Origin of the sequence: Burkholderia sp. MBR-1 (assembly GCF_013822785.1) — a bacterium.
Lineage (GTDB): Bacteria > Pseudomonadota > Gammaproteobacteria > Burkholderiales > Burkholderiaceae > Burkholderia > Burkholderia vietnamiensis.
The window spans coordinates 598,455-612,631 of record NZ_CP053611.1 but is presented as its reverse complement, the minus strand read 5'-3'; the positions used below and the strand labels follow the sequence as shown (position 1 = coordinate 612,631).

Annotated in this window: 9 protein-coding genes and 1 pseudogene; 9 read left to right on the top strand and 1 reads right to left on the bottom strand. The window is 66.2% G+C overall.

Annotated elements, in window-relative coordinates; all coding sequences use genetic code 11:
• Window positions 1-268 precede the first annotated feature (268 nt).
• From MBR110_RS27250 to ftsH, 3 genes are all read left to right on the top strand, one after another.
• Window positions 269-916, top strand: coding sequence for a BON domain-containing protein (locus MBR110_RS27250; RefSeq protein ID WP_014726009.1), 648 nt, complete (start codon window positions 269-271; stop codon window positions 914-916).
• Between the two features lie 71 nt (window positions 917-987).
• Entirely contained in the window at window positions 988-1,497 is a 510-nt protein-coding gene (locus tag MBR110_RS27245) for a BCAM0308 family protein (RefSeq protein ID WP_011880370.1), read from the top strand.
• A gap of 33 nt (window positions 1,498-1,530) precedes the next feature.
• Window positions 1,531-3,438 carry an ATP-dependent zinc metalloprotease FtsH gene (ftsH, locus tag MBR110_RS27240; protein WP_059474259.1) on the top strand — a complete coding sequence of 636 codons (1,908 nt, stop codon included), beginning with the start codon at window positions 1,531-1,533 and terminating at the stop codon, window positions 3,436-3,438.
• A gap of 83 nt (window positions 3,439-3,521) precedes the next feature.
• Here ftsH and MBR110_RS27235 read toward each other — a convergent pair whose 3' ends face one another.
• Complete coding sequence (locus MBR110_RS27235) at window positions 3,522-5,318, bottom strand: adenosylcobalamin-dependent ribonucleoside-diphosphate reductase (protein ID WP_181709522.1); 1,797 nt, start codon at window positions 5,316-5,318, stop codon at window positions 3,522-3,524.
• Between the two features lie 195 nt (window positions 5,319-5,513).
• Here MBR110_RS27235 and MBR110_RS27230 point away from each other — a divergent pair, with 195 nt between their 5' ends.
• The 6 genes and pseudogenes from MBR110_RS27230 to MBR110_RS27205 all read left to right on the top strand — a co-directional run bounded on the left by MBR110_RS27230 (window position 5,514) and on the right by MBR110_RS27205 (window position 14,087).
• The gene (locus MBR110_RS27230; RefSeq protein ID WP_181709521.1) at window positions 5,514-6,449 is read left to right on the top strand and encodes a 1-phosphofructokinase family hexose kinase; all 936 of its coding nucleotides are present in this window, start codon (window positions 5,514-5,516) and stop codon (window positions 6,447-6,449) included.
• 78 nt (window positions 6,450-6,527) lie between these two features.
• Complete coding sequence (locus tag MBR110_RS27225) at window positions 6,528-7,325, top strand: polysaccharide deacetylase family protein (protein ID WP_014726006.1); 798 nt, start codon at window positions 6,528-6,530, stop codon at window positions 7,323-7,325.
• Window positions 7,318-8,583, top strand: coding sequence for a putative glycoside hydrolase (locus MBR110_RS27220; RefSeq protein WP_014726005.1), 1,266 nt, complete (start codon window positions 7,318-7,320; stop codon window positions 8,581-8,583). The genes MBR110_RS27225 and MBR110_RS27220 overlap by 8 nt, the downstream gene beginning before the upstream one ends.
• Window positions 8,584-8,986: 403 nt before the next feature.
• Window positions 8,987-11,559: pseudogene (locus MBR110_RS27215) on the top strand (type VI secretion system Vgr family protein).
• Window positions 11,556-13,052 (top strand): hypothetical protein, encoded by a 1,497-nt coding sequence (locus tag MBR110_RS27210; RefSeq protein ID WP_176327156.1) that lies wholly within the window; start codon window positions 11,556-11,558, stop codon window positions 13,050-13,052. Before MBR110_RS27215 ends, MBR110_RS27210 begins: the two are co-directional and overlap by 4 nt.
• A 9-nt stretch (window positions 13,053-13,061) precedes the next feature.
• Entirely contained in the window at window positions 13,062-14,087 is a 1,026-nt protein-coding gene (locus tag MBR110_RS27205; RefSeq protein ID WP_226103015.1) for a PoNe immunity protein domain-containing protein, read from the top strand.
• Window positions 14,088-14,177 lie beyond the last annotated feature (90 nt).

Below are 14,177 nucleotides of genomic sequence, written 5' to 3'. Positions count from 1 at the left end.
CCTCGATTGACGCGCGCACCGAGACGTGGCCGCGATGCGGGCGCGTCGGCGCGGCCGGCTGTGCCGCCGCGGCGTCGTCCTTTTTGGCCGAGCGGGGCGATCGAAGCAGCGCGGGGCGGACGGCGGCGCACCGACGCGCGGCCGCCGCGAGCCGGCCGTTGCTTGATCCTCGTCAAGCCGTCGCGGCCGCCGTGCGCGATGCTGATCGCGATGGTGCACGGATCCGGTCGCAAACGTCGCGGCCGGCATGCGCCGACGGGAGACCGGCATGAAGTCCGACGCCGTACTGAAGCAGGATGTCGAGCAGGCGCTGTTCTGGAATCCGGCGATCGATGCGCGCCGGATCGACGTCGAGGTCCGCGACCGGATCGTGACGCTGCGCGGCAGCGTCGACAGCTGGGCGCAGAAGCTGGAAGCGCAGAAAACCGCTTTGCATGTCGCCGATGCGCGCGCGCTGGTGCTCGAACTGAGCGTCACGCCGCCGGCAAGCGCATGCGCCGACCACGAGCTGGCGATCGCGATCACGTTCGCGCTCGGCTGGCAGGAGGCGCTGCGCGATCACAAGATCGCGGTCGAGGTCGATCACGGCTGCGTGACGCTCGACGGCGAAGTCGACCATGCGTATCAGAGCCGCGCGGCGGAAGCGATGGTGAGCCGGATGATCGGCGTCGTCGGCGTGGCGAACCGCATCCGCGTGCGCGGCGACCATACGGTGCCGGACGTCGGCGCGCGGATCGCCGACGCCCTCGCGCGTCGCGCGCGGCGCGAATCCTCCGGCATTTCGATCGACGCGAGCGACGGCGTGGTCACGCTGTCGGGCACCGTGGCGTCGCTGGCCGACAAGCGTGCCGTGTGCGGCGCGGCTGGCGCAGTGCGCGGCGTACGGCAGGTCGTGGACCGGCTGACCGTCGCCTGAGCGTTGCATGACCGGTGCGCGAGCGTCGCACGACCGTCGCGCCGGTGTTGTCCACTGTCAGGAGAAGGGCGATGAACCGTTCGAATGGCGGCTCCGGCCGCAACCCTCTGCGCCGCGACAAGCGGATGCAACCGCATACGAAGGACAGCTATCGCGAGCCGAAGCGGCCCAAAGGCGACCGGATCTGCGAGGGCTGCGGCGCGGTCTGCGACGCGGGCCGCTGGACCTGGTACGCGACGCCGCGCGATCGGCGCCAGCTCGAATGCCCGGCCTGCAAGCGCATGCGCGAAAACGTGCCGGCCGGCGAGCTGGTGCTGCACGGCGCGTATCTGCACGCGCATCGCGGGATGATCCTCGAGCTGCTGCAGCGTCAGGCCGACATGGAGACGAGCGAGCACGCGCTCGAGCGCATCATGGAGATCGAGCGGTCCGCCGATTCGGTCACCGTGCGCACGACCGGCGCACACATGGTCAGGCGCCTGGCCGACGCGCTGCTGCATGCGCATCACGGCAGTCTCGCGATCAACTATCGCGACGGCGAAGACATGCTGCGTGCGCACTGGACGCGCGACGATGCGTGAACCGGTGCTGGGCCGCCCGGCAGGGTCTAGCCGATGAAAAAATCCTTCGACTACTCCGGCCTGCTGATTCCGATCGCGTTCGCGGTACTGATCGCGGTTCAACTGTTCGGGCGTCAGCCGGCGGCGACCGCGATCTCCTACAGCGATTTCCACCACCTCGTGGAAGCGCGGCTCGTCGACGATCTGGAGATCGGGCAGACGTCGATCTCCGGCACGCTGCGCATGCCGCAGGCGGGGGCGGCGCTGCCGGCCTCCGACGCGGCCGACGTGAAGGCGGCCGGCGCGCCGTGGCGCTTCACCACGAACCGCGTGAGCGACGACAATCTGGTTGCGGCGCTGACCGCGGCCGGGATTCGCTACCGCGGCGCGGCCGATACCGGCTGGATCGGCACGCTCGCGACCTGGATCTTTCCGTTGATCGGCTTCGTCGTGATCTGGACGTTCATGACGCGCCGGCCGGGCGGGATGCGCGACCTGAGCGGGATGGGCAAGAGCCGCGCGCGCGTGTACATGCAGAAGGAAACCGGCATCACGTTCGACGACATCGCGGGCATCGACGAGGCGAAGGCAGAGCTGCAGCAGATCGTCGCGTTTCTGCGCGATCCGGATCGCTATCAGCGGCTCGGCGGCAAGATTCCGAAGGGCGTGCTGATCGTCGGCGCGCCGGGCACCGGCAAGACGCTACTCGCGCGCGCCGTCGCCGGCGAGGCGGCGGTGCCGTTCTTCACGATCAGCGGCTCGGCATTCGTCGAGATGTTCGTCGGCGTCGGCGCGGCGCGCGTGCGCGACCTGTTCGAACAGGCGCAGCAAACCGCGCCGTGCATCGTCTTCATCGACGAGCTCGATGCGCTCGGCAAGGCGCGCGGCGTCGGGCTGATGTCGGGCAACGACGAGCGCGAGCAGACGCTCAACCAACTGCTCGTCGAGATGGACGGCTTCCAGGCCAACTCCGGCGTGATCATCATGGCCGCGACCAACCGGCCGGAGATTCTCGATCCCGCGCTGCTGCGCCCCGGCCGCTTCGACCGGCACATCGCGATCGACCGGCCCGACCTGAACGGCCGCAAGCAGATCCTGACCGTGCATACGAAGCGCGTGAAGGTCGCACCCGGCGTCGATCTCGCCGAGCTCGCGCAGCGCACGCCGGGCTTCGTCGGCGCCGATCTCGCGAACGTCGTCAACGAAGCCGCGCTGCATGCGGCCGAGCTCGGCAAGCCGGCGATCGACATGACCGATTTCGACGAGGCGATCGATCGCGCGATGACCGGCATGGAGCGCAAGAGCCGCGTGATGAACGAGCAGGAGAAGCGCACCATCGCGTACCACGAATCGGGGCACGCGCTCGTCGCGCAAAGCCGCGAGCATTGCGATCCGGTGAAGAAGGTGTCGATCATCCCGCGCGGGATCGCGGCGCTCGGCTACACGCAGCAGGTACCGACCGAAGATCGCTACGTGCTGCGCAGGAGCGAACTGCTCGACCGGCTCGACGTGCTGCTCGGCGGGCGCGTGGCAGAGGAAATCGCGTTCGGCGACGTGTCGACCGGCGCGCAGAACGATCTGGAGCGCGCCACCGCGCTCGCGCGCCACATGGTCATGCAGTACGGGATGAGCGAGCGGCTCGGCCTCGCGACGCTCGACGACGGCGCACTGCAGCACGGCGCGCCGGGCGTATGGACGCCGGGCGACGGCCACTGCAGCGAACACACGGCGCAGCTGATCGACGAGGAGGTGCGCGCGCTGCTCGAGGACGCGCATGCGCGCGTGACCGCGACGCTCGCCGCGCACCGCGATGCGCTCGAACGGATCGCGCGCAGCCTGCTGCAGCACGAATCGATCGACCACGACATGCTGGTCGCGCTGATCGCGGCGCCGGACGACGCCGGCCCGACGTCGGGCGCCGCATCGACCGATACTGAAAGCGTCAGCGGCACGTCCGCCTGACGGCCGGAGCGCGGCGGGGCGGGGTTCATCGCTATCGCGTCGCATGTGGGCCGCCGGCTGCCGTCCGCCGGCTGTCGCGCGGCTCAACAACCGATGCAGACCGGCCCGTCGCGGCGCGCTTGCGTCGCGTCGTCCATGACGACCGCCGCGAGCCGCGGGTCGGGCCGGAACACCGTGATGCCCTTCAGACCGTCGCGCCACGCCTGCACGAACAGCGCGTCGACCTGCGCGAGCGAACACCGGTCGGGCAGCGTCACCGTCTTCGAGATGCCGGCGTCCACGCAGGGCTGCAGCGCCGCGAGCATCGCGACGTGATCGGCCGGTGCGATCTCCGCCGCGGTCACGAAATAGTCGGGCAGCCGTTCGTGCTCGCCATGCAGCGCGCGAAACAGCCGGTAAGCGTGATTCTGCGCATGAAACTGGCGGACCCGACCGTCGGCCGTATGCACCATCCTGCGCTGGGTCCAGCCGACGGCCGGCTCGATGCCGTTCGAGCAGTTGTCGCAGAACGCGAGGCTCACGCTGCCGGCCGGCGCGAACGACAGCAGATGACTGTTGCGCAGCCCGTGCCGCGCGATCGCGTGCTGTACGTTCAGCGGCAGCAGCGTGCGGTGCGCGGGGCCGGTCAGATAGTCGGCCGGATCGTATGCCGGAAAGGCGCCGCGTTCGGCCGCCAGCGCCGCCGACGCGGCAAACGCATGTTCGCGCATCGACAGCACGATCGAGCGCGCGAAGGCGCGGGCGTCGGCGCTGTCGTAACGCAGCCGCAGCATCGTCAGCGCGTCGGCCAGCCCGGTTACGCCGACGCCGATGCGGCGCGTGCGCCGCGCCTCGCGCTGGTGCGCGGCGAGCGGCCATGCGGTCAGGTCCAGCACGTCGTCGAGCATGCGGACCTGGATGCGCACCGCGTCGGCGAGCGTCGCGAAGTCGAAGCGCGGCTTGCCTTCGACGCCGAACGGGTGCAGCACGAACCGCGACAGGTCGATCGGGCCGAGCACGCAGCTGCCGTACGCGGGCAGCGGCTGCTCGCCGCACGGATTGGTCGCGTCGATCCGTTCGTGCTCGCGCAGCGGGTTCGCAGCGCGGATGGTGTCGACGAACAGCAGCCCCGGTTCGGCGCTGTCGCGCGCCGCGGCGACGATCTCGTGCCACATCGTGCGTGCCGCGACCGTCGCGTAAACATGGCCTCCGTCCGGCCGGCGTGGCGCCGCGATGGACGCCCGGTGCGGCGGCGCACGATGGACGAGCGCCCACGGCCGGTCGTGCAGGACCGCTTCCATGAAGGCGTCGGTGATGCCGACCGACACGTTGAAGGTTGGCCAGCGCGAACGTCCGCGCTTGGCCGCGACGAATGCCGCGAGGTCCGGATGATCGCAGCGCAGCACGGCCATCTGCGCGCCGCGGCGCGGGCCGGTGAACGGCAGCGCGCGGCACATCGCATCGAAGCGGTCGATCGCCGCGCATGCGCCGGCGTCCGACGCCGCGCGGCGCTCGTAGGCGTCGAGCGGCGGCACCGGCGAGAAGTCGTAGCCGATTCCGCCGCCCATCAGCAGCGTGCGCCGCGCGTCGCCGAGCGCGTGCGTGAGCGCCGCATCGACGGCCCGCGCGCGCGTGTCGGCCGGCATCGCGAGCGGATGGACGAAGCAGTTGACCATCGTGCCGCCCGTATCGGCGCCGGCGTTCGCGAGGATGCGGCCGGCGCCGAGCGCGCCGCGCTGCAGGTTCTGGAAGAACGCACGCTCGCACTGCGCGCGCAGCTCGGGCGGCTCGGCGAGCGACAGCGCGCGCGCGACGCGCTGGAATACGGCCGCACGCGACGTCTCGCCGGGCTGCGCGTAGCGCTCGGCGAACACGGTGCTGCACAGCGGCTGCTCATCCATGGCGGGCTCGGCGGCGAAGAATGATTCACTGTAGGAGCCTGCACGCGTGCGTCGTTGATCGAGCGCAATCGTGTGCGGTTGCGGGATCGATTGACTGGCATCAACGCCGCGACCGTCGCCGCACGTATGGTGGAGCCACGGCCGGCGCGCGCACCGTCGCGGCGCGCGTGCCATCGACTGCACAAGACCCACACCATGACAGATATCGTTACCGTTACCCTGAACCCGGCCGTCGACGTCGCGACGTCGGTCGAGCACATCGTCGACACGCACAAGCTGCGCTGCGCGCGGCCGCGCCGCGACCCGGGCGGCGGCGGCATCAACGTCGCGCGGACCATCCACCGGCTCGGCGGCGACTGCGTCGCGCTGTACCTGGCCGGCGGCCCGACCGGCGACGTGCTGACGCTGTTGATCGAGGCCGAGCACCTGCCGAGCGTGCGCATCCGGATCGCCGGCGAGACGCGCGAGAACGTCTGCGTGACCGAGACCTCGACCGGCCGCGAATACCGGTTCCTGATGCCGGGGCCATCGGTGAGCGACGCCGAGTGGCGCGACTGCGCGGCCCGCCTCGACGCGATGCAGCCGGCGCCGCGCTATCTCGTGCTGAGCGGCAGTCTGCCGCCCGGCGCGCCCGACGATCTGTATGCGACGCTCGCACGGGCCGCGAAGGCGCGGGGCAGCCGCGTCGTCGTCGACGCGTCGGGCCGTGCGCTGGGCGCGGCGCTGGAGGAGGGCGTTCATCTCGTGAAGCCCAGTATCGGCGAACTCAGCGCGCTGGCCGGCGAAGCGCTCGACGATGCGTCCGCGTGCCGAGTGGCGAGCGAACTCGTCGCGCGCGGCCAGGCCGAGATCGTCGCGTTGACGCTCGGCGCGCGCGGCGCGTGGGTCGTCACGCGCGATCGGTCGTTGCGTCTGCCCGGGCGGCCGGCAGCGGTATGCAGCACGGTCGGCGCCGGCGACAGTTTCGTCGGCGGCATGGTGTGGGCGCTGGCGCGCGGCGTGCCGCTCGACGACGCGTGCCGCTATGCGCTCGCCGCATCGGCTTCGTCGGTCGAGCATCCGGGCACCGCCCTGTGCACGCGCGCGGACGTCGAGCGCATCCACGACGAAATCGTTGCGCTCGCAAGCTGATCGGTGACCGTTGATCTGGCTCAGCGGCATCCGCGCCGCGATCGCGAACAATGGGGCAGCCCGTCTACGAGGACCGCCATGGCCTTGCGCATGCTCGTCTGTCTACTCCTGCTGTCGTGCGTGCCGCCGCTGTGGGCGGCGGACGATGCAGGCGCCGGTGCGCCGCAGCCGCAGCGTGTGCTGATCCTGGCCTACCACCGGTTCGCGACGACGCGCGTCGATTCGATGACGGTGCGCATCGACACGTTGCGCGACCAGTTGCAGGCAATCGACGCGAACGGCTACCGGATCGTGCCGCTCGCCGACGTCGTGCGCTGGCAGCGTGGCGATGCGGTTGCATTGCCCGCGCGTGCGGTCGCGATCACCGTCGACGACGGTCACCGCTCCGTCTACGACGTGCTGCGCCCGCTGCTCGCGGCGCATCCGATACCCGTCACGCTGTTCGTCTATCCGTCGGCGATCTCCAATGCCGGCTATGCGATGACGTGGGATCAGCTGCGCGCGCTCGGGCAATCCGCCGACGTCGCCATCGAGTCGCATACGTACTGGCATCCGAATTTCCATACCGAGCGGGCGCGGCAGACGCCGGCCGACTACCGGCGCTTCGTGTCGTTCCAGTTGCGGCGCTCGCGCGAGCGGCTCGAGGCCGAGATCGGCCGGCCCGTCACGCTGCTGGCCTGGCCGTTCGGCGTCCACGATGCGCAGACCGACGAGCAGGCGGCGGCCGAGGGCTACGTCGCCGCCTTCACGATCGATGCGCGCCCGGTCCGGCGCACCGATTCCGCGATGGCGCTGCCGCGCTATCTGATGACCGACGCGTGCGACACGCGCTGCATGAACGGACTGCTGAGAAGCGCCGGAGGAAGCCATGATTGAGCGCGTGATCGCGTGTCTGCTCGTATTGTTTGCCGGTGTCGCCGCGGTCGCCGCGCATGCGGCGCCGGTGTGGATCACCGTGGTCGATGCGACCAACGGTCATCCGCTGGCCGGCGCGATCGGCCATGCCGGCGGCGTGAACCGGACCGCGGATCGCGACGGCGCGTTTTCGCTGGAGCTCGATGCGGCAGGTACGCGCGTGAGCGTGCGCGCGCCCGGCTACGCGCGCGCCGAGCTCACGCTGGCGCCGACCGACGCGGCCCATACGATCCGGCTGGCGCCGGTGCGTCCGAAAGCGGTTTACCTGTCGGCGTACGGTGTCGCGGACCACACGTTGCGCGACGCCGCGCTCGCGCTGCAGGGCACGACCGCGATCAACGCGCTCGTCATCGACGTGAAGGGCGACAGCGGCGTCACGCCGTATCGCAGCCTCGCGCGCGACGTGTCCGGTGCGGCGAGTCATGCGGCGGGCGCGATCGTGCATCCGCCCGATCTGCCGGAGCTGCTGCGGACGTTCCATGCGCGCGGCCTTTACGTGATCGGGCGCATCGTCGTGTTCAAGGACGACGCACTGGCGCGTGCGCATCCTGAGTGGGCGGTGCGCGATGCGGCGGGGGAGATCTGGCAGGATCGCGAGCATCAGCGCTGGATCGATCCGACGTCGCGCGCGGCTTGGCAACACAATTACGACATCGCCGAAGAGGCGGCCCGGATGGGCTTCGACGAAATCCAGTTCGACTATCTGCGGTTTCCCGACGCGAACGGCCTGCGGTTCGCCGAGCCCAACACCGAGGCCAACCGGGTCGCGGCGATCACCGGTTTTCTGACCGGCGCGCGCGAGCGGCTGCGTCCGTACAACCTGTACCTGTCGGCCGACATTTTCGGCTACGTGTGCTGGAACAGCGACGACACCGCGATCGGGCAGCGGCTCGATGCACTGGGCACGGTGGTCGACTACGTGTCGCCGATGCTGTATCCGTCGGGCTTCACGTGGGGGCTGCCCGGCTGCCGCAAGCCGACCGAGCATGCCGGCGAGATCGTCGCGCGGTCGCTGGCCGAGGCGAAGCGCCGGACCGGGATGGACGGCGTGCGCTTCAGACCGTGGCTGCAGGCCTTTCGCGACTACGCGTTCGATCATCGGCCGTTCGACGCCGACGAGATCCGCGCGCAGGTCGATGCGGCCGACGCGGAGGGGACTGACGGGTGGATGCTGTGGAATCCGCGTAATCGCTATGATCCGGCGGCGTTGCCGCGGTGAGTGGGAGGTCCAGAGCGGCGATATCGTGTGGCGCCAATCGACGATGCCGTAGGCCGATCCGCATTATTTGCCGTCGACGAGCAATCTGAAAGCCCGGGCGTGTGGCATGTCGTTCGAGATTCCCAACATCAACCCGTAGGACGACGTAGCACCACACGGCCCAGACGTGACGTCTTTACAAACAGGACCCGGATTAGCGGCACACACGTTACGGCGCGATCGTGGCTCGGTTTGACCAAGGCCAAGTACGAAGAAAGTTTGGTGTCGACAATTGTCAGATTTCGGCCGCATATAACGATTTGCCTGAATAATCGGCCTCGTCTCTTTCAGAGTCGGGGCACGTTCTGTTGTTTCCTCCAGACTCCGAATGCGGCGACAGTGTTCTGGATACGGGGTTACAACAATGGCAGACCTGTTTGACGATGCGAGGCGATTCGTATCGAATCTGACGGAAGTTTCGGGGCGTCAGGCCTATTTCCTCGAAGTGCCGGGTGCCGACTCGGCGGCCGCGCTATCGATAGTGTCGGTTGAAGCGACCGAAAAAATGGGCGCGCCCACCGAAGTTCGGATCGTCCTGACTCATCCTCTGGCACTTGAGCGAGCCGACTACCTGAACCGCGATGCCGCGTTTTCGATCGTGTCCGTCGATGGTATGCCGCGCAGGTTTTCAGGGTTCATTGCGGGCTTCTCGACGCTACAGACGACTGCGGATTTCACCAAGTACGAGGTCGTGCTGAAGTCGCACTTCGCGCGACTGAAAGCGGTGAGCACCAGCCGCATCTACCAGCACCAGACGACGCCGCAGATCATCGACGCGGTGTTACGTAGTCATGGTCTGGAAGGCCACCAGTTCGCATTCCGGCTGCGCCGCGAGTATCCGAAGCACCTGTTCCGCTTCCAGTACAAGCTAGACGACCTGTCGTACGTGCAGATGCTGATGCAGAAGGCCGGCATCTACAGCTACATCGTCGAGACCGAGCACGGAGATCAGGTCGTGTTCGCCGACGACATTGATCATTACCTGTGGGACCCGCACCTCACGGTTCCGTACCGCGAGGTGGCCGGGCTCGAAGCGACCGGTATGGAGGCTGTGACGGCGCTTAGAACTCACTCCGTTGTCGTCCCGCAGTCGTTCGTCGTGGCCGACTACAACCCCGAGCAGGCGTGGGAGCGTTTCGGGACGACGCAAACGTTGCACCGCAGGATCCGACCACGTACGGCCAGACCTACGTCTACGGCACTCACCATCTCGATCAGGACGGCGCGAAATGGGAGGCGCAACTGCGCCATGAAGCGGCGATCGCATGGCAGGTCGTGTACGAAGGTGAGAGCAACGTGCTGGCGCTGCAGGCCGGGCGCGTGCTGAATCTCGACACGGTATTGCCCGATGCACCCGACGGACAGGTGGTGATCGAAGTGACGCATCGCGGCGCGCGCGATCGGGCCTATACGAACAGCTATAAGGCGATTCCCGCTAACCGGCGCTTCCGGCTCCAGCTCGAAGACGCGAAGTGGCCGAAGATTGCCGGGACGCTGAGCGCTCGGGTGACGAGCCCCGACAACTACAAATACGCTTACCTGACGGCGGCAGGCTACTACACGGTCCGGTTCGACGTGGACTTCGCGGACTGGCCGGCGGGCGGGGAAAGCGTGCCGCTGCGGCTGGCGAAGCCCTTCGCGGGCAAGTTGCAGACGGGCTTCCACTTCCCGGCGCTGGACAACGATGAGGCTGTGATCGCGTTCCGGGACGCGGACCCCGACAAGCCGGAGATCATCGGCTTCCACCATCACAGTCAGGCGCGCGATCTGGTGACGAGCGATCGCCGCTGGCTGTCGCGCAACGTGATTCGCACGCAGTCGAACAACAAACTGCGGATGGAGGACTGGGCGGGGCAGGAGGGCGTCAAGCTCAGCACCGAGCATTCGGGTACGAGCCATCTCGATCTTGGCTATCTGGTCGACGAGAAACTGGAGCGGCGCGGTGAGGGTTTCGAACTGCGCACGTCGGGTCACGGTGTCGAGCGCGCCGGTAAGGGGCTGCATCTGACGGCCTACGACCGCCCGGGTGCGAGCGGGAAGCAACTCGACATGCAGGAGACGATCGCGCAACTGGAGCAGGCGCTGGCGTTGGCGAAGTCGCTGGGCGACGCGGCGCGTACGGCTAAGGCGATTCCGGCCGGCACGGATGCGCAACAGCAGATGAAGGACGAGTTCGACGGTCTGAAGCAGCCGGGCTTACTGGCGAGTGCGCCGGCCTCGATCGGCGTCGTGGCAGGCGGCGGCGTGCAGATGGCTGCGAAGGAGAGTATCTCGGCGGTGGCTGGCAAGAACGCTGACTTCAGCGTGATGAAGCGCTTCACCGCGTCGGCCGGCGAGGCGGTCTCGCTGTTCGCGCAGAAGCTTGGAATCAAGATTTTTGCGGCTAAGGGGCCTGTCGAAATTCAGGCTCAGAGCGATGCGATGTCGTTGGTTGCGAACAAGGATGTGACGGTCGCGAGCGTCAATGGGACGGTGCGGATCAGCGCAAGAAAGGAATTGACGCTCAATTGCGGCGGCGCGTTCATCCAGTTGAAGGACGGTGATATCACGCTGGGTGGTCCGCTGGATCTGTTCTTGAAGGTCATCACGATCCAGAAAAAAGGAAAGGAATCGCTCGCTCCGAGTTTCGTCGTGTTGCCGTCTGGCAAGGTCGGCGATCTGCCGCACTTCCTCGAAATCAACCACCACTACGCGGATATTGAGCCGGTCAGAAACGCGCCCTACAAGGTGCAACTGAGTGACGGAGTGATTCTTACTGGCACGCTCGACGCTAAGGGTTTTGCCCATCTCGATGGCGTCGAGCCAGGAAAGGCGACCATCGAACTGGGGGAAGACGCCCGTCACTGGAGGGGCGAGGCGAAGCGTCCCAATAGCGACGCTGATGCGGCTCCCGACCGGCAGTCGGCCATCAACCTTGCCAGGAAGTTTCTTTCATGATCGCTCGAGTATTGCCTATTACGCAGGTTAAGCCGGACCTGAAGGACTCGGTGCGGATGGCGGTGGCGGAGATCGAGCGCTTTCTCGCGATGTTCTACTCGATCGACGACATTCGGCGGCAGCAATCCGGGTTGGCGATTGCGGGTCAGTGGCTATCGCGTGTGAAGGGTTTTCACGACGACGACGACTTCCTGCATATCGTGCGCGATTTTCTATCGTGGGTGCTCAGTGGAGGTGAGCGATCGCTGGCGTCGGATCAGTTATCTTTCCTCTTTTCGGGTTTCATGCCGAGCTATGGAGCGGCACGCACGTTTCTCAGTATTGTGAATGACGGTGGAAGCTGGCTCGACGTGCGGGCGTTCATGCATAGCCAGGCTTACGGCAACGCGAAGCGGTACGTCGAATCGTTCGACTGGTCGGGCGGCGGGAAGGTAGCGCAAGCGGAGGCGCAAGCGTGGCTGGAACCGCTGAGAGAAGAGGACCGTAAGCTGAAGACGGCATCGAGCGTGGTTGCGTTTGTAGCGCCGGAGAGTTCGCCGTGGCTGAAAAGCCGGCCCGTCACGGACGTGCCCAATCCGGTGCTACCAGCGGCTGCAGAAGCCGAGCGTGGCGTCCTGACGCAGCTACTGACGAAGCTGACATCGCTTCCGTCAATCGTCGGGATTGCGTTGCTGACTTACTCGCCCAGTCTGAACGATGGAGAAGACGAGGCGCTGAAAAAGATCCGCGAGCAGCAGCGCGCATATGCACTGCAAAAGAAGCTGGCGATACCCGCACCGCAGACGAAAACCGCCGTCGCCGTGGATACGGTCCACAATGAGTGCAAGTCCCAGACCGAAGTCAATAGGCAGAACGGTGCGAAGTGCGAGAACGACGGCTATACCTTGATGGAGCAGGCGTTGCAATACAAACGCTTGATTGATCCGCCGAAGGGGCGGGGTCTCGACGGCCTGTTCGAGAAGCAGGGTGACATGAGTACGCCGAACCCGATGCCGCAGATCGTGAGTGCGCCACCGCCTGGAGGCAAGCTCGTGTTCATTCCTGAAACGATGAGGCCGCCAAAGCCGCTGTATAAGGCGCTGAACCCTGAAGCGGCAGATTCAGTCACCTATCCGCTGTTCGTGGTGTTCGAGGCAAAGCACATATCGAAGGGCTTTGATCCAGGCGATACCGACGGTATCAAGAAGGAGGCAAAACGGCGACTTGGGGAAACCTGTGATGGCACGCAGATGAGTGTGGGTTGGACTACACCAAGGATTCCACAAGCATTGAATCGACGTGTGAAGAATGCCGGGATGTCCCGCCGAGAAAGAGAGAGAAAGGAAGAGCGGATGGAAATCAGCGGATACGCTCGTTGGATCTTTGTCTGCCTACCTGGCTCGGTCGGCTTGACGTCCAAGCTGTTCGTTTTGATCGATGTTGCAGGGGCCGGAATGAATCTAGAGAGCCCCGCACAACCGAACCCATCTCAATCTGACGAAAATACGTTCTAGGAGTGTCGAGTGAGTGACTTTAATAGCATCAGGCGACAGAAGTTTTTGGGCGAAAAGGATTACATTGAAGAGCGTGACGCCTACAAATACGGGATCCAGTCTCGTTACGAATCACTCGCCTCAGATAATCCCATAGCGCCGAGCACTGAATCGCGTCTTCGATGGTCAATTGCATTCAAGAGTCTCGAGCTACTTCTTCTCAACTACACAGCAGGCAGTCCAATCGAAGAGCTGAGAGCGGCGTTGCCAGAGATCATTGAGCGCTTCGACAGCTACATTCAGCACGAGGTTTCGCCGCGCAGCAAAAATCCTCCCGAGAACGTTGCCGACACGCTGGAGATCACCCAATTCGACGCCTACGTATATGTGTTCTGGCTGCTGGCACTATGCAGGCTCCTGGGACATCCGGAGTTCGTTCCGACGGTGATGCGTTGGGTAGATAAGACTCGCGAGTACAACCGCGGGCGTGACGGCCTGTTTGAAAACGTGGTGCAGGCCCTGACAGGCACCCACGTCGAAGCGCCGCGTGTGGTGCTGCATCCTGATCCGTATCGTCCGCTTGCACGCGCAACCGTTTCCGCACCGGAGGAACGGCCCGTCTTGGTCAAGGAGTTTGTCGACGGCTGGTACAAGGGCATGAAGCCGACCTATTGGTATGGCGCGCACACGGACGGCCTGTATTTCGGTTACTGGTGCTTGGAAGCCGCGTTGGTGACGGTGCTATGGGGCATTGACGACAGCAGCTATCGAGACCATCTCGTGTATCCGAAGGATCTGGTGGACTTCGCGCGTCAGCAGCAAGCAGCCGGCGGCGGCGAAGAAGTAGACAAGCCGCATATTTCGCGTCAAACGGGGGAGCGATGCCCGTATTCGGGCCGCTGGGGCGTGCTGGAATCGCCGGGTGCGCTCGCGCAAGAGCGGATGTTCAAGGAGGGCGACGTGTTCCCGGCGGCGATTGGCCGTGACGGCCAGGAAGGTCCGGTGACGTGGGTCGTGTTGATGCGCGAGGACGGCGGCCCGACGCGGGTCGAATGAGCGTCTTGGTTCGCGTATTGCTGGCACCTCGTCGGTCAGGCGCAATCTGCGCGGGAACCTGTCCGCATTTTTGTGGGCGAGGCGGTTGAA